This window comes from Capnocytophaga canis (genome assembly GCF_000827555.1).
Classification (GTDB): domain Bacteria; phylum Bacteroidota; class Bacteroidia; order Flavobacteriales; family Flavobacteriaceae; genus Capnocytophaga; species Capnocytophaga canis.
The window spans coordinates 1-16,629 of record NZ_CDOI01000124.1 but is presented as its reverse complement, the minus strand read 5'-3'; the positions used below and the strand labels follow the sequence as shown (position 1 = coordinate 16,629).

The 16,629-nt window shown below is 34.8% G+C and carries 14 protein-coding genes; 6 read left to right on the top strand and 8 right to left on the bottom strand.

Features of this window, described 5'->3' with window-relative positions:
- Window positions 1-5: 5 nt before the first annotated feature.
- The 8 genes from CCAND38_RS03500 to CCAND38_RS03465 all read right to left on the bottom strand — a co-directional run bounded on the left by CCAND38_RS03500 (window position 6) and on the right by CCAND38_RS03465 (window position 10,642).
- A complete protein-coding gene (locus CCAND38_RS03500; RefSeq protein ID WP_042343903.1) occupies window positions 6-707 on the bottom strand; it encodes a hypothetical protein in 702 nt (233 codons plus the stop codon).
- Entirely contained in the window at window positions 667-1,260 is a 594-nt protein-coding gene (locus tag CCAND38_RS03495; RefSeq protein WP_042343912.1) for an RNA polymerase sigma factor, read from the bottom strand. The genes CCAND38_RS03500 and CCAND38_RS03495 overlap by 41 nt, the downstream gene beginning before the upstream one ends.
- A 112-nt stretch (window positions 1,261-1,372) precedes the next feature.
- Complete coding sequence (locus CCAND38_RS03490) at window positions 1,373-3,337, bottom strand: putative porin (RefSeq protein WP_042343902.1); 1,965 nt, start codon at window positions 3,335-3,337, stop codon at window positions 1,373-1,375.
- A 14-nt stretch (window positions 3,338-3,351) separates the two neighbouring features.
- Window positions 3,352-4,374 (bottom strand): Holliday junction branch migration DNA helicase RuvB, encoded by a 1,023-nt coding sequence (gene ruvB, locus CCAND38_RS03485; RefSeq protein ID WP_042343901.1) that lies wholly within the window; start codon window positions 4,372-4,374, stop codon window positions 3,352-3,354.
- Between the two features lie 53 nt (window positions 4,375-4,427).
- Window positions 4,428-8,762: a translocation/assembly module TamB domain-containing protein gene (locus CCAND38_RS03480; protein ID WP_042343900.1), complete on the bottom strand. Its 4,335-nt coding sequence runs from the start codon at window positions 8,760-8,762 to the stop codon at window positions 4,428-4,430.
- Between the two features lie 232 nt (window positions 8,763-8,994).
- A complete protein-coding gene (locus CCAND38_RS03475) occupies window positions 8,995-9,468 on the bottom strand; it encodes a DUF6252 domain-containing protein (RefSeq protein WP_156129756.1) in 474 nt (157 codons plus the stop codon).
- 142 nt (window positions 9,469-9,610) lie between these two features.
- Complete coding sequence (locus CCAND38_RS03470; protein WP_042343898.1) at window positions 9,611-10,099, bottom strand: outer membrane protein; 489 nt, start codon at window positions 10,097-10,099, stop codon at window positions 9,611-9,613.
- An 81-nt stretch (window positions 10,100-10,180) separates the two neighbouring features.
- Window positions 10,181-10,642 (bottom strand): DUF6252 domain-containing protein, encoded by a 462-nt coding sequence (locus tag CCAND38_RS03465; protein WP_042343897.1) that lies wholly within the window; start codon window positions 10,640-10,642, stop codon window positions 10,181-10,183.
- Between the two features lie 515 nt (window positions 10,643-11,157).
- On the opposite strand from CCAND38_RS03465, the gene rsfS reads away from it, so the two are divergent.
- From rsfS to CCAND38_RS03435, 6 genes are all read left to right on the top strand, one after another.
- Entirely contained in the window at window positions 11,158-11,535 is a 378-nt protein-coding gene (rsfS, locus tag CCAND38_RS03460; protein WP_042343896.1) for a ribosome silencing factor, read from the top strand.
- A 1-nt stretch (window position 11,536) separates the two neighbouring features.
- On the top strand, window positions 11,537-13,510 hold the full coding sequence (gene ftsH / locus CCAND38_RS03455) for an ATP-dependent zinc metalloprotease FtsH (protein WP_042343895.1): 1,974 nt from the start codon (window positions 11,537-11,539) through the stop codon (window positions 13,508-13,510).
- A 212-nt stretch (window positions 13,511-13,722) separates the two neighbouring features.
- Window positions 13,723-14,337 carry an LUD domain-containing protein gene (locus CCAND38_RS03450; RefSeq protein WP_042009864.1) on the top strand — a complete coding sequence of 205 codons (615 nt, stop codon included), beginning with the start codon at window positions 13,723-13,725 and terminating at the stop codon, window positions 14,335-14,337.
- A 12-nt stretch (window positions 14,338-14,349) separates the two neighbouring features.
- On the top strand, window positions 14,350-15,174 hold the full coding sequence (locus CCAND38_RS03445; protein ID WP_042009868.1) for a phosphatidate cytidylyltransferase: 825 nt from the start codon (window positions 14,350-14,352) through the stop codon (window positions 15,172-15,174).
- A 29-nt stretch (window positions 15,175-15,203) separates the two neighbouring features.
- The gene (gene dapF / locus CCAND38_RS03440) at window positions 15,204-15,986 is read left to right on the top strand and encodes a diaminopimelate epimerase (RefSeq protein ID WP_082023486.1); all 783 of its coding nucleotides are present in this window, start codon (window positions 15,204-15,206) and stop codon (window positions 15,984-15,986) included.
- Between the two features lie 81 nt (window positions 15,987-16,067).
- Window positions 16,068-16,565: a GNAT family N-acetyltransferase gene (locus CCAND38_RS03435; RefSeq protein ID WP_156129757.1), complete on the top strand. Its 498-nt coding sequence runs from the start codon at window positions 16,068-16,070 to the stop codon at window positions 16,563-16,565.
- The last annotated feature ends 64 nt before the right edge of the window (window positions 16,566-16,629 follow it).

Here is a 16,629-nt window from a genome sequence, read left to right as displayed (position 1 = left end):
TTAGATTAATCATTAGAAAGTGCGTATTTCAATTTGTCATATTCGGTAGAAACTTTGTCGAAAAATTGTTTTATACGGTCTTTAAAAGTTTCTTTATCAGACTCTTGTAACATTGTGTCGACATTGATTTTTGATTCAACGTATTGGTCAATATTTATTTCTGTTGAGGCAATTAACAGCAATTCTTCGGCAGAAATATTTTGAAAGTTCATCGCCTGATAGATACTATCTACTTTACTCTCAAAGGATACATCTTGATTGAGCAGTGCGATCATCTTATCTGCTGACACATCATTCAACACCTCATCTATATAAGCATCTAATTCCTTATCTCTTTGATTTTTAATAGAAGAATTAGTCTTTTTGGAGGAATTACTATCTTGAATAACAATAGCTTTTTGAGATATTACATCAAATGTTTCTTTCAGGTTTTCTGGCTGATTTTTTATCTCATTCTCTAACTTTACCCCTGATTTAACAATCTGATTTTCAATAATTTGATTTTCAGAAAATGGTTTCATAAACCATAATCCTACAGCAATTAGTATCGTTAAACAACCTGCGAGGGCATAGTATCTTGTTTTTCGCATAGTAGATGCCTGTTGTTGATCAAGCTGTTGTTCTAATTCACTCCACAAATCGCGTTTGGGAGTGATAGTTCGGTTCTTAAAAGTTTCTTTTATATTTTTTTTCAGATGATTTTCCATTGTGAATTGTTTTTTTGTTTAATTTTTCTTTCAATAACTTTTTAGCATATGCCAATTGCGATTTTGATGTTCCAACAGAAATGCCTAACTCGTTGGAAATATCTTTATGATCATAATCTTCAAATACATACAAGCTGAAAACAAGACGACATCCGACAGGCAATTCATCAATAAATGATTGAATATATTCCTCTTCAAATTGATGGTTACTACTTAATTCATCTAAAGAATCTAAAGAATCATCCCATTCGGAATACGTTACTTTTTGAATTTTACTCCTTTGAAAATCAACACATTCATTTACAATAATTTTTCGCATCCATGCAAAAAAGTGTTGTTTTTCTTCGTAGGCATGTAAATGAGTAAGTATTTTAAAAAAGGCTTTTACTAAAATATCTTCAGCAAAATGTTCATCTTTGATGTATAGTCGGCAGATGCTCAATAAAGTAGGAGCATAAGCGTCATAGAGTTGTTTTTGAGCCAAACGGTCATTTTGCTTAGCACGTTCGATGACATGTCGCTGTTCGAATGCTATATTGATGGTTTTCGCCATAAGTTCATTTGCTTTTCTATCCATATAAACGAAATCTCCTTTCCAGAGGTTGGAAAGGAGTGTATTTTTTTTAAAAATTTTTCTGTTGTAAAAAGATGATACCAAAGGTAATTTACGAAAATAAATTCCACGAAATTCCCAAACGTAAAATAACATCACGATAGGGTTGCTGTGGTGCTGAATAGTAATTATATTGTGGGTTTTTAAAAACTCTGTCCATCAAAAAGGGATTGAAATGTTCTATCATAAAGTATATCCGCATGGTTCGCACTTTTGCATTCAAAAAGAAATCGACCATTGGAAAACCTCCCGTTTTTTCAGTGGTTTGCACTTCAAATTCTGCTAAAAGAGGGTTGTAACGATTGGAATAATATTTCGTGAAGTAATTTAATCCCAAACCTGTTTCTAAGTACATCGCTTTATTAAATAAATCCGAAGCGTAGTAGAAGGCATTGCGTGTAACAAAGTTAGGAACGTTCAATACTAAGTCATTCTGAACTACATTCTGGTAAAGAACTGTATTGTCTAATCGGAATTTTCTAAAAGCGAATTCTTTTTCTAATTTGACTTTCAGATATTGTATATTCCCCGAATATTGTACAGGAACCGATTGCTCCCGTTCATCTCTCTGAGCGGGTTGGAGTTGAAAGAAAGTGTAATTGTTTATGTTTGAAATACTTACGGAAGCATTTCCCCATTGAGTTTTTAAATCTCCGTACAAACTTTGCCTATTTTCTTTGCCAAAAGAACCGTAATTATCCCAATTATAGTTCTTATAATCACTTTGGTACAATAAAAAATTGAAATTAGGCATTGTCGAATGGAGGCTTATTCCAGCTGTGATTCCATTTTTTTTATCAAAATTATAGGATAGTTTTCCGTGCAATTTGGTTCCCGTCATTTTACCCACAAATGTCTGTTCCCCTTCAGCATCAATTACAAATCCAGCTACTTTTTTATTCCATTGCATGGCTAAACTTAGATCGGTATCCTTAATTTGATAGCGTTGCAGTACTCCCGATTTGTAAAAAGCATTACGGAAAAAATAATTATAGAAATAAGCATTCCCGTACACGAATGTTTTTCCCAGATAAGGCAACTCAAGTTCAGCACCCACGGTGTTAATCATCTTTTGTAACTGCATTCGGTCGTTGATATTAGCAGACACATAAGATTCTCCAAAAAACTCACTTGCTGAGGCTTGGTTAAATTTGTAGTATTCGGTTTCGTACAAAAACCGATGACGCAAACGAATCTGCTTGTAGGAAGCTAACGAATCCCGATTGCGTAAAAAAGCGTAATCCTGTTGAAAAAAATAACGTTTACTTTCACGTAGATTGGTAGCTTCCGACAGATTCACATCCATTACAGCTCTATTCCTGAATTGCTTGTCGGCAGATTCGAACTGCTCCAAGGAAGTAATCCCTCCATTTTCTTGACTTTCAATATCATGTCCTGCATAATGGGCAAAGAGAGTATATTTCTTATTCGGAGATATGTAGGAGCCTCCTATTCTGAGATTTCCATTGCTAACCAAAATCTGCTGATATTTTCCCAAAGAACGCAGTCCTCTGTATCCAATAAAAACATTAATATTTGGTTTTAAATTTACTGAAAATAAAGCGTTTGCCATCTGTCCTTGTTCCATTCCTGAACGGTAAGAAAGTTCGGTCAAAGGGGTGGGTAATAGATAATATTTTATATCTTCAGTAGTAAGATAAAGTTGTTTTTTAGCTTCAGCACCCATAGAAGCAAGATAGTCCTGCTGAATATGGTCGTAAACCATTGTATTATAAGGTTGTGCCATATTTGAGAAAGGCATTTTTCCAAATATATCTTTCTGCCAAACATTACTTTTATAGTATTTCTTTATGGATAAAGTAGTATCGACGGCTATAGTATCACGCATATAGCTGATTATTTTATAGTCGTTTGCTGTGAAAGTAATACTGTCTTTCTTTTTGGTAGAACGCATTGATTTAAAGGTAATTCCTTCGTTTTTTGTTTTATCTTCCTGAGCCATAAGTTCAAAAGATAGCAAGAAAACCAAAAAGACATATACGTATGTTAGTTTCATATTTTTCTCATAATTTAAAATAATTTTCCTTGTACATTCGGATTTACCTTACCTAAATGTTTATATGCCAAATCGGTAACCTCTCTACCACGAGGTGTTCTCACGATGAATCCCTCTTGAATGAGGAATGGTTCATAAACCTCTTCGATAGTTTCAGGACTTTCCGAAACAGCTGTAGCTAAGGTAGTTATACCTACAGGCCCTCCTTTGAACTTATCTATTAGAGTAGCAAGTATTTTATTATCCATTTCGTCCAAACCATGAGCATCAACATTAAGAGCTTTTAATCCAAAGCGGGTGATTTCCATATCAATTTTTCCGTTACCTTTGATTTGGGCAAAATCTCGGATTCGACGCAGCAACGCATTGGCAATACGTGGAGTTCCTCTACTTCGACTTGCTAATTCAATAGCAGCTTCCGTTGAAATGGGCACTTTCAAAATCGAAGCACTTCGTTGGACGATGTCAGCAAGTAGTTCGGTAGTGTAGTATTGCAATCGGCTTTGAATACCAAAACGAGCTCGCATCGGAGCGGTAAGTAATCCCGAACGTGTGGTTGCTCCTACCAAAGTAAAAGGGTTCAAGTTAATTTGTACTGTTCGAGCATTAGGCCCTGATTCTATCATTATATCAATTTTGTAATCCTCCATAGCGGAATAGAGGTATTCCTCAACTATGGGACTCAATCGGTGAATTTCGTCAATGAACAACACATCACGTTCTTGTAAATTTGTTAGAAGTCCTGCCAAATCACCTGGTTTGTCGAGTACAGGCCCTGAAGTAATTTTGATGCCCACACCCAACTCATTAGCTAAAATATGAGCCAAAGTGGTTTTTCCCAAGCCAGGAGGACCGTGAAAAAGAGTATGATCAAGAGCCTCTCCTCGCATATTAGCTGCTTTTACAAATACAGTAAGGTTCTCCAAAATAGCTTCTTGTCCCGCAAAATCGTCAAACGACAACGGACGTAAAGCTCGTTCAATATCCAACTCTTGAGCCGAATAGTTTTCTTTATTTGGATTCAAATTTTTATTCATTTTTTGAACTATTGTGTTTTTGTAGCTATAAAATGATTTTTTTCTTATTTGCTCTATTCCTCTTCTTTTCTTCCGAGAACCTTATTTATCAACTCTTTAAACGTATTAAAATCAACATTATAGGTAATACCTGTTCCGTAAACATACCCAATTCTGTCCACCAAGTACTCTTGCCATTCGTTTTCTCGTACAAACACCTTAGCTGTCAAATTTCCTTGGGGGTTCAGTTGGAATATTACTTCTCCATTTCCTGCTACGGCAGTGCGTTTCACCCCTCCAACAGGAATACCTACTTTCCCGTTAAAGAGAACTCTATCAGTAATTTGTGTAGAAATCGTAAATCCTAATCGGTCGTCATTGGTAATTTCAGAAGAGCTATCAACCATTCCTGCTTCGTAAGAAACACCTAAATTTAGCTTATTGTCCTCATCCGACAGCAACTGATTGAAAAGCCCCGCTGCTGTTTCAAATAAGTTATAGGCTACCAAACGATTATCCGTATTCCGCTCACTCATAAAGGAACCTTGAGCTAAAAGTGAAAAGGCTTGTAGTTGTTTTCTGTCCTTATCTTCCAAACGATAATTAAGTTCCGATACCAAACCTTGCCCACTATCAGGGAAAGCAATGTCAAAAACGGGTTCTGGTTGCATCAACTCTCCTTCGAGACTGATAATGACCTGAGTAGCTATCTTTCGATTGTATTGCGAAGATTCCAACAACACTCCTGGATTGGCATTCAAAGTATAGGCAGCTTTCAAATTTCGCAACACGGCTTTTAGCGGATCACCACTCCATGAAATTGAACCTCCAGGAAGCACGGTAAATCGTTTATCAATCAGATTTTCAAATTTAAAATTGTAATACCCCGAATAGGTAATAAAGTCACCCCACATGTTGAACTTACCATTAGTATTGATTTCAATAAGTAAGGTTCCGGCACCTGTTCCCACTAAGTTACTTCCTGTTTTTTTATCTAAAATAATTTCAACCTCAGTTGATGGTAACACGTCCATTTCAAAACGTAGTTCAAGCCCTTTAACCGACTCCAAAACACGTTCCTTTTTCACCTTCGGATTTTCTTTTTCAATAAAAGTAATGAAAGAATCGTCCCCTACACTTTCCATATCACTCAATGGAATTTTAAACTGTGTCCCCTCTTGGGTAACCGCTTTGACCGAAATCACTAACTCATCTAACGCTCCACGAATGGATGCATTTCCGTTAATGAATCCCGTTCCGTAGAAAAGGGCATCATCGGTGTAGCCTGTGTTTAAAACTAAGAATTTATCACCTAATGTTTTGATGTTCAAATCAAAAAACCAGTCCGACAACTTATTATGACGTATGCTACCATTGAGTAACGCTTGGGTTTTATGTGCTGTATCGGTAAGTGTCCAATCATCAATTTCGAAAGTTTGATTTCTAATAAAAATTTTTGCTTTATCGTTGATATCAGCATTCAAATTCAGATATGTAATTCCAACTCCTCCCTTCTCAATAGCAAGTTCTCCGTTCATCGTAGGATTTTCAATACTTCCTTCAATTTTTATATCTCCCACCAAACTTCCTCGTAGATCATAGAAAATACCCTCCAAAAACGGATTGAAAGGAGCTAAATTGAACTGTCTAAAATGGGCATCAACATCTACAAAAGTACCTTTGTTAGAATCAAGCTTAATATCTCCATTCATTTGGAAACCTTGTGTTTTTCCATTTACAAAATGAGCATTGAGTTTGAAAGCAGAAAGATCCGCATTTCCGAAAATACTAGCTTCTAAATCTCCATAGTCATAACCGTTCAAACGAAAATTTCGGATAAACACATCCGATGATGGATAATACAGTTTTCCTTTTTGCACCAGCGACAAGTGACCGTTGAGAGTTCCTTGCAGATTTAATCCTTTAAGTTCGGGTAACACCTTATCAAGCGACACATTGTTTGCCACTGTGTGTAGTTGTTTATACTCATCAGTTAACACACCACTAAGATTAACATGCTGGTTACGGTGAGCGATTCTAAAATTATGAATCTTAATGGTATCCGCTTTACGGTCGATAGTCACCTTGTTTGTTCCTTCAGCATTTTCACGATTGATAAACCATTGATTGCCTCTGAAATTGATTTCTGACTTTTTAAATTCGATACTCGATTCCTGTTTCTCATTTAAGGTATAGAAGAAATTTAACTGATAATTGTCTTTTTCTGACTCACCTCCGTTAAATTCGGAACGGAAAAACAAAGTATCATTGACCACACGGCTAATGAGGTTAAAATCCTTTATGTCATAAATTCCTAAATCTAATTTTCCAACTTCAAAAAAGGCATTATAGAGCGTATTTTGGTTATCTACCGTAAGTTTCAACCCATCTGCTTGATAATCAAAGGCATTAATTTCAGGCGATTTCAGTTGCATTTTAAAACTTCCATCATCAGGAACAATTTTTCCTTTGAGAGTGGTATTTTTTCCAATTTTCAACTCTGGTACAAAAACTTCTACGATTTTATTGTAAATACTAAAGTTGAAGTCTATGTACTGATTTTCATCAATTTTATATGGATTGTAGTGCATGTAAACGCTTCCCAAAGCATTTTGGATGATTTTTTTCATCTCCGCCATTTTGTACTTTCCACGAATACTTCCGCTAATAATATCAGTTGAATTTATTTTGATTTCTTTCTCTCCTGTATCATAAATGGTAGAAGTAATATCAAAATCATTGAAAGTAAAAATATTATGTGAATTTTCATATACTGCATTTTCAAAGCTAACCTTCCCTACAATGTCATCAACTTCAATTCCTTGTATGTCTATATGTACCCTTCCTTTTAGTTTTGAAATCGTATCACTTTCGGATACCTTGAGCTGGTACAAATCCGCCTTTTGAATGTCTGCTTTGAAAGCAAAGGTAGGTTTTATAGATGAGAAATCAGCTAATCCTCCAAATTTCATATTCAAATTAGGGTCATTAGCTACTACCAAACCATTGAACAATTGCTTAGTTAATTTTCCCTCAATATTTATTTTTTTGTAGTCATATCCATTAAATCGTAAAGAATTTATCTTTCCATACGCATTCATTTCCATGGTTTTAAAGTCGGTTCCTTTACCTTGAACTACCAAATCAGCCGACAAATTCCCTAAAATACGTTGCTTTATTAAAGCCCCTATGTTGAATGCTTGTGTTGAAATTCGCCCTTCATATGCTAAATTTTCCGTTTGCTCCAAGTTGCTAAATTTTCCTTCAAAAGTTGCATTTCCTCGTTGCGAAGTCATCCTTAGGTTAGCATCCAGATGCGAAGTGCCATATACAAAATCTCCCGTAAGTGAAAACATTCCTAAATTCTGCAATTCCACAGGTATATTTTGTCCTAATTCCACAGGCATCAGAGTTGCCAAATCATTATAAATAGATTCGAAATTCACTCCCTTGCCTTGAATAATGATTTTTTTATCTTCTCGTAATAGGTTTTCAAAGGATAAATTTCCTCCAATGAGCGTATTCTGGTACGTAATATTTCCTTGATCTATTACAAATTTATTCAAGGTTCCTTTAAAATGTAAATCATTAACTATTAATGATTTACCTGCTCCAAATCCATCGTAAAAAGTATTCAAATCACGAGTCGAAATGGTCGCTTTAGGAAGTTCTACATCTAACACCACTTTATCAGCAAAATCACCAAAGCCTCCTTCATGAGGGTATATTTTCAATGTACCTTCAACTGTTGTTTTTTCGGTTTTGAGAATCATATCTTTAGCCTGTACCAAAGTATTGGTGTAGAAAAAAGAAGTTTGTAGATCGCTAACTTTCAATGATTTATCAAATATAAAACTTCCTTGTTCCATATCAAAGAACACATTAGCTCCTAACAACTGGAAATCCTTAAGTTTCATATTGAGGTTTTCAGCTTGGAACAGTATTGGATTTTCTTGATTTTCATCGGAAATATAGCAATGGCTCCCATTCAACCGTATGGTTTTTGCTTTCATTACAAAATCGCCTGAACTGGGTTCTCCTGAATCAAATTTTGATACAAATACCTCTAAATTTGACAAAGTATCTCCCTTGTGGGTTTTCATATGAAAAACCAAATCATCTGCTTCAATATCACCAAAGTACAAATCACCTTTAATCCATTGTCTAACATTTAAAATCGACGTTTGTAGCTGTTTGGTTGCAATAAGTGTATCAGCACGAAAATCTTTAATCAAGACCCCCTTAACAGCTACATCTCCATTGTATTTCAGATGAATTTTCTCGATTTGTATGTCTACATCAAAATCTTGGTTAAGCCTGTTAACAACCTTTTGGGCTATGAATGTTTGAGTTACTGGCAATGCCAACAAAAGTAATAGAACCCCAAAAAATAAAAGGGTTATCCACATTACTCGGAACGCTATTTTACGAAATCTTTTGATAACTTGAAGTTTTTAATTACAAATGTTGCAAATATACGTAAATGGTTCGCTTTGAACAAATTTTTTTTGAAGGTGTTACATTGACTACATTCAACCCTCAAGTGTAACATCATAAAAACATCTCCTCAGATAACAGTTATCATGAGGAGATGGAAATCAAAGTCTAACAATAAAGACTTGTCTATGAAAGAAAAATCAATTATAACAACGCTTTACATCGGAATGAACCGTTAGTTACTTTTTTGGTTACACTACCGTCATCACTTTTTGCGTTAAATTCGAATGTACCTTCAACTATCTTTGCTTTTTCATCGAATTTTTTGATGGTTATTGTTCCATCTGCCAAACTAGTAAATCTGTCATTTCCAAAAGTTACGCCTCCCAAGGCTAATTCTTCTCCCCAAAATTTAAATACACCTTCTTTGGCAGGTGCTGTAAGTGCAAAAACAAATTCGTTACCTTTCACACCATTTACGCTAATAATTCCCGCAGAAACTGTATAGGAACAAAAAGTTGCTCCTGTAACTTCATGTTTTTTGCCGTCAACTTCTGCTTTTACGTAATAATCAGAACTTCCAGACTCGCCCGTGTTGTCAGAATCATCTTTTTTACATCCCACAACAGCTACGACTACTGCCAGTAGGAAAAAACTAAATTTTAAATAATTTTTCATATGCTTCATTTTTTTATTACATTGTGTTTTAAATCTTTTTAGCATAATTTTTTAAGAAACATCTCCTTAAGGTATTATTATTTAATGATAAAAAACCGAAAGGAGATGTTAGTCTAACTATAAGAACTTGTTGAGAAATTTACTAAAAAGCATATCTAAGACCTACATGAACTCCAAGAGAAGACCCTGTTCTAATGGTGTATTTCACTGTGCTGAAAAGATCCAAGTTTGAGGATAAAGCGTAAGACATACCTGCTCCAACATTCACTCCGAAATTCCCTCCACTAAACTCGTATTTAACTCCTAAGATTTCCGAACTTGATTTAAAATAATTGTATCCAACCCCTGCTAAACCAAAAAACTTAAAAGTATCTTTGTCGTAGAAGTAGTAATGACCATTGGCATTGAACTCTAACCCAAGGGAATTTACTCCCTCAACTTTATCTAACATAAGATACCCTACATCAGGAGCTACCGTGAGTTTGTCCATAATCCCAATCTCAGCATTCACACCGATTATGGGATTTTTTCCCTCTACATCAAACCCTCCGTGGATACCAATTTTAGTTTGTGCTTGAGCAACCATTCCAAACCCTAAAACAAGGGCTACAATTAAAGCAACTTTTTTCATTTTCTTCTTTTTTTAATTAAACAACTTATTTATAACATTTTTAAAATTCAAGTATTTGACTTATTGTTTTTTAGCTTAAAACTACGGTTTTAACTTTGACACATCTTGTTGTTTACAACGAAATGAACCGTTAGTAACTTTCTTTGTAATATCTCCGTTCGTTCCAACAAACTGAAAAGTTCCTTCAATCACTTTTGCGTCCTTGTCGTATTTTGTGATAATTAAACTTCCATCGGTTGAATCCGTATATCCTCCATAAACTCCATCAATATAAACAGTTCCGAAAGATACTATGTTATCAGAAAATTTATATGTACCCACTTCCATCGAAGGAATCATGAAAGCATATTTGTCACCTCCTGTTATCGTAACTCCGAAGCCTGTATCAATAAAAAAACAATATTCACCTGAAGCTTCGTGTTCCACACCTCCTACTTGTGCTTTTACATAGAATTCAGAAGTGTTTGAATCATCCTTTTTACAGCTTACAACTATTAAAATTGCTGTTAACAAAATAAAGCTAAATTTTAATTTATTTTTCATATATAATTCATTATTAATTTTATACTTAATCCAAAACTTACTACAATTACCTAAACGTTAGTTTTATTACTTCATTTTAGTTAATTTTATCTTTATTTTCACACTACAAAGGAATAATTTTTCTTTTAAAACAGCAAATATTGCATAAAAATAGAAATGTTAAAATTTACGCGAACGGTCAAAATTCAAACGTGAACGGTATTTTTTTTGCACGAACGGTCAAAAATATCACCTGAACTGTTTAAAAAAATAACAAAACTTTAACATCTGTATTTGCTAAATTCTACTTGTGTAAACATGTCTTTCCGTAATAACTCAATCAAAATTTAAGTGCTATTGAAATTCAATTTTCAAAAAAAACTCTTGTTTATCCATTCTTAATCTGATAGCTAAGGATAAGTAACAATTTCTTTTGTGTTTTTTCAGAAATTCAAATTTTATATTTTTTTTAAGTGATTATCTCCGAAAAAACAGTATATTTGCCGTTTCATAGTAATAGAAATTATTAAAAATAAATGACACAGAATAAAGAGATTACATCTAATCAACTAATTAGTAATATTATCGAAGGTATTGAAAAAGTAAAAGGAACGGATATTACTATTATGGATTTACGCGAAATAGAGAACTCTGTTTGCGATTATTTCGTTTTATGTAACGGTTCCTCAAACACCCAAGTGAGTGCTATTTCGGGAGCAGTACAACGAGTTGTAAGTCAAGCTGAGGGACATGTAAAACCATGGCATGTGGAAGGAGAGATGAATGCAGAATGGATATTGATTGACTATGTAGATGTTGTGGTACATATCTTCCAAAAAAGAATCCGTGAGCATTACGATATTGAAGGATTGTGGGGAGATGCTAAATTTTTAAATATAGAAACTAACTATTAATATGGCAGAGAACAAAACAAACAAACCTAAATTTTCAGCCTATTGGGTATACGCCTTACTTATAGTGATTTTATTAGGATTCAATTTCTATTCGGGAGGTAGTTTTTGGATGCAACCCAAAGAAATTCCACAGGCGAAATTTGAAGACTTTTTGCGTAACGGAGATGTTTTAAAGATAACCATCGTCAATCGTAAAGAAGCTAATGTTTATTTGACCGATGAAGCATTGAAAAAAGAAGAACATAAGGATGTACGTCCGAGTGGAAATATGCTATCACAAACAACGAGTGCAAAGAATGAAAGTCCGCAATATCGTTTTGAATTGGGTGATTTGAGCAATTTTGAAAACCGTTTTGACCAGATTGTTCAAGAAAACAATTTAACAACCACTCGTGAAAATAAAACACAACAGAACGTGTTTTCTGATTTTTTAGTTACACTATTACCATTTATTCTTATCGTGGGGTTGTGGATTTTTTTTATGCGACGAATGGCCGGAGGCGGTGGAGGTGGACAATTGTTCAGTATCGGAAAATCAAAGGCTCGTCTTTTTGATGAAAAAAGAGAAGTTCGCGTAACATTCCAAGATGTAGCAGGTTTGGAAGGTGCTAAAGAAGAGGTTCAAGAAATAGTTGATTTCCTTAAAAATCCAGATAAATACACCTCTTTGGGAGGAAAAATTCCAAAAGGTGCTTTATTGGTAGGGCCTCCGGGTACGGGAAAGACCCTTTTAGCAAAAGCCGTAGCGGGTGAAGCCCAAGTGCCGTTCTTTTCACTTTCAGGGTCTGATTTCGTTGAGATGTTTGTAGGAGTGGGAGCCTCACGAGTACGTGACCTGTTCAAACAAGCTAAAGAAAAATCACCTGCAATTATTTTTATTGACGAAATTGACGCTATTGGACGTGCCCGAGGGAAAAACAATTTTACAGGAGCAAATGATGAAAGAGAAAACACTCTAAATCAATTACTAACGGAGATGGATGGCTTTGGAACGCATACCAATGTAATCGTGTTAGCAGCAACGAACCGAGCTGATATCTTAGATAAAGCATTGATGCGTGCAGGGCGTTTTGACCGACAAATCTATGTTGATTTACCAAACTTAAACGAACGAAAGCAGATTTTTGAAGTACATCTACGTCCAATTAAGAAAGCTGAAACCTTAGAAATAGATTTTTTAGCTAAGCAAACACCAGGATTTTCAGGTGCCGACATTGCAAATGTATGCAACGAAGCAGCTTTGATTGCGGCTCGTAAAGGTAAAACAGCTGTGGGAAAACAAGATTTCTTAGATGCTGTTGATAGGATTGTTGGTGGTCTAGAGAAAAAAAGTAAAATGATTACCGATGAAGAACGTAGAACCATCGCTTTCCACGAGGCAGGGCATGCTACGGTTAGTTGGTTGTTGAAATATGCTGCCCCTTTAGTTAAAGTAACTATCGTTCCGCGAGGGCAGTCGTTAGGAGCTGCTTGGTATTTACCTGAAGAGCGACAAATTATCAGAACCGAACAGATTTTAGACGAAATGTGTGCAGCTTTGGGAGGACGTGCCGCCGAAAAGATAATTTTCGACAAAATTTCAACAGGAGCGCTGAGTGATTTGGAAAAGGTAACCAAACAAGCTCGAGCTATGGTAACCATCTATGGATTGAACGATAAGGTAGGAAATCTGACCTATTATGATTCATCAGGGCAATCGGAATACGGCTTTACCAAACCATATAGCGAAAAAACGGCTCATGTAATTGATGAAGAGATTTCAAAAATTATTGAAAATCAATATGAAAGAGCTATTCAAATTCTTTCAGAAAATAAAGATAAGCTGATTAGTTTAGCCAACTTATTGCTCGAAAGAGAAGTCATTTTCAAGGAAGATTTGGAGGATATCTTCGGAAAAAGAGCCTATGAAAAGGAAGAGGAATTAACTGAAAAAATAGAAGCAAAGGTAGATGACTCAAATTCTTTGACAACATAAATTATTTAATTCGTAAAAAAATGATAAAAACTTGATTGTTATTTTGAAAACAATCAAGTTTTTTTGTAACTTTACCCCATTCTATGTATAAAGAATAAAGAAAGATTTTTATTAACTCTACCATACAGAAATTAAGTGTCGTGCTTTTTAATAACTAACGACGGTAGAGTTTTGGGTAATAATAATAAACATCTGAAATACAATAAGTTTAGATGAATTTTTTAAAGAAAATATTTGGTAAACGCAGTAGTGAACCGAATTTGGGTGAGGAAAAGATTGTAGCTACTAATGTACTGTCGGGAGATAACCTACCTGCAGATGAGCAATTTGCAATCAACTTTACCCAAAATGGGGGTAAATTCATTTATTGCACCTCAGAATTAGAAATACAGCATTTTTTCAGAAATATTTTAATGGAAATAGGTGTATATGTGAAAATCAGTACGCCCAACGAGTCACTCGTAGATTTTTTTGAAGAGCATCAATCACTTTTCACAGATGATGTTGAAACAGCGAATGTGTATCTGACAACCTGTGAATATTTAATCACATCGATGGGAGGTATAATGCTCTCTTCCAATCAGTTGAGACAGCGAAGAACAAGTGAACTTCCTGAAATATTTATCGTCTTGGCTAAAACCAGCCAAATGGTGAAAAGCATTGATGAGGGAATGCGTGGTATCAATTTGAAATATCCGAAACAAAAACCAACAGGGTTGGTCACTTTGCGTAGTTTTGACGAAAACAGAACAGCAAATGATGTAATGAACTATGGAGGAAGCTATAAGAAAACCTACCTCATCTTGTTAGAAGATTTACCAATTTAAAAGGAACTCATTGTGAACGAACTATTTAAAAGAACTGCTACAGGAATTATCTACATACTCTTTTTGTTATCGGCAATCATGTTAGATGAGGGGGCTTTTGACTTCTTGTTTTTGTCTTTTGGATTAGTATGTATGTACGAATTCAAAAAACTTATTCGACTTCAAGGATTGCACGTCTATCTGATATTCTTATTTTTTTGGTGGCTATTCATTCATTTGCAGGTAAGTGTTTTCTCAATTTATATACTGTTGCTATTTACTATTATAGCCAATGTGTACTTGACTATCATGCTCTTCTATGGAAAAACTCCTCTACGCTACGCTCCTTACTCTCATAAGTTGATTATTAGTATGTTGTATATTGGTGCAGGATGTGTTTTTATTCCATTAATATACAAGCACGAGTGCATAAAATCATATTCCGTCGGTGAGGCTCAATTGACAATGATTGGTATTTTGTGTATCATTTGGGCAAGTGACAGTTTTGCTTATTTAACGGGGAAAAACTTTGGGAAACATAAGTTGTTTGAAAAGATATCCCCAAAAAAAACAGTTGAAGGATTCGTAGGAGGACTCATCGGAGCTATCCTAACCGCCTATGTAATTTCAATTTACAGTAATAAAGAGATTTGGAGTTGGATTGTGCTGGCTATTGTGTTAGTTACCACTGGAACTGTTGGTGATTTGGTTGAATCAAGTTTCAAACGTGTTGCTAAAGTGAAAGACAGCGGTCGAATTCTTCCAGGACACGGCGGGCTTTTAGACCGTTTGGATAGTCTTATTTTTGCCTCTCCATTTGCTTTCTTTGTATTGCAAATTCTATATTATTTCTCTTAAAAATCATATTCTTGCTAAAAAATTAAATGATAATACATTTTTATAAATTTCAAGGTACAGGCAATGACTTTGTGATGATTGATAATCGTAATTCAGATTTTCCCAAGGAAAATACTTCATTAGTTGCCTCATTGTGTCATCGGCACTTTGGTATTGGTGCAGACGGACTAATTCTGCTAGAAAATGATGAAAAATACGATTTTCGCATGATTTACTACAATTCAGATGGAAAAGAAAGTACGATGTGTGGCAACGGAGGACGATGTATTGTGGCGTTTGCTAAATTATTGAAAATCATCAATAATAAAACTATTTTTATTGCTATTGATGGGGAACATTATGCCGAAATCAATAATGAAAATCAAGTGAAATTGCAGATGAAAGACGTTGATGTTATTCGAAAGGAAGAGTCATATACTTTTTTAGATACAGGTTCGCCACATCACGTTCAATTAGCTGAAAATGTCAATAATATGGATGTGAAATCAGAAGGAGCGTCCATTCGCTATGGACAATTGTACAAGGATAAAGGTGGAGCTAATGTCAACTTTGTAACTCCTTTAGGAAATGAAAAATTTGCTGTACGCACCTACGAGCGGGGGGTTGAAGACGAGACTTACTCTTGTGGTACGGGTGCTACGGCTGTTGCAATTGCCATGTATCACCAAGAAAAAACAAAGGAGAGAGACGTACACCTGCAAACCCTTGGGGGAGATTTAAGGGTTTCGTTTGATGTTGAAAACGGAGTATATACAAACGTATTTCTGATTGGACAGGCTACTTTTGTTTTTGAAGGTAAAGTAGAAATGTAATTAAAGTTAAGCTTCGTCAAGCGTAAAAGAGAAAAAAGTGTTTAAATTTATACATAAAAGATGAATTGTATTTCAGACGAGTTGTATTTGTTACGGGCGTTAGAACCAGAAGATATTGACTTTTTGTATGAACTTGAAAATCAAGAAAGTTTATGGGAAGTTAGTCAAACACAATTGCCTTTTTCTCGGTATCTTCTGAAAGAATACATTCAAAATGCAACACAGGACATTTATGAAGCGAAACAGTTTCGTTACGTCATTTCTTCCTCTGATAGAGAGCCTTTTGGATGTGTTGACCTCTATGATTTTGATCCTAAGAACAAACGAGCTTGTGTTGGAATCGCCATTTTAGAAAAATACCAACGCCAAGGTAAAGGAGAATATGCTCTTGCTAAATTATTGAATTACAGTAAAGTAAATCTTCATTTACATCAATTAATTGCATATATCCCTGTGGACAACATTCCAAGCATACATCTTTTTGAAAAACTTGGTTTTGTTTCTCATGGCATAAAAAAAGATTGGATTTTTTCTAACGGAACATTTAAAGATGTGTTGATTTTTCAGCGAATTCTGTAGCTAAATCGAAATCTATACTTTACTTCATTTTTTTTTTTTTTTTTTTTTTTTTTTTTTTTTTTTT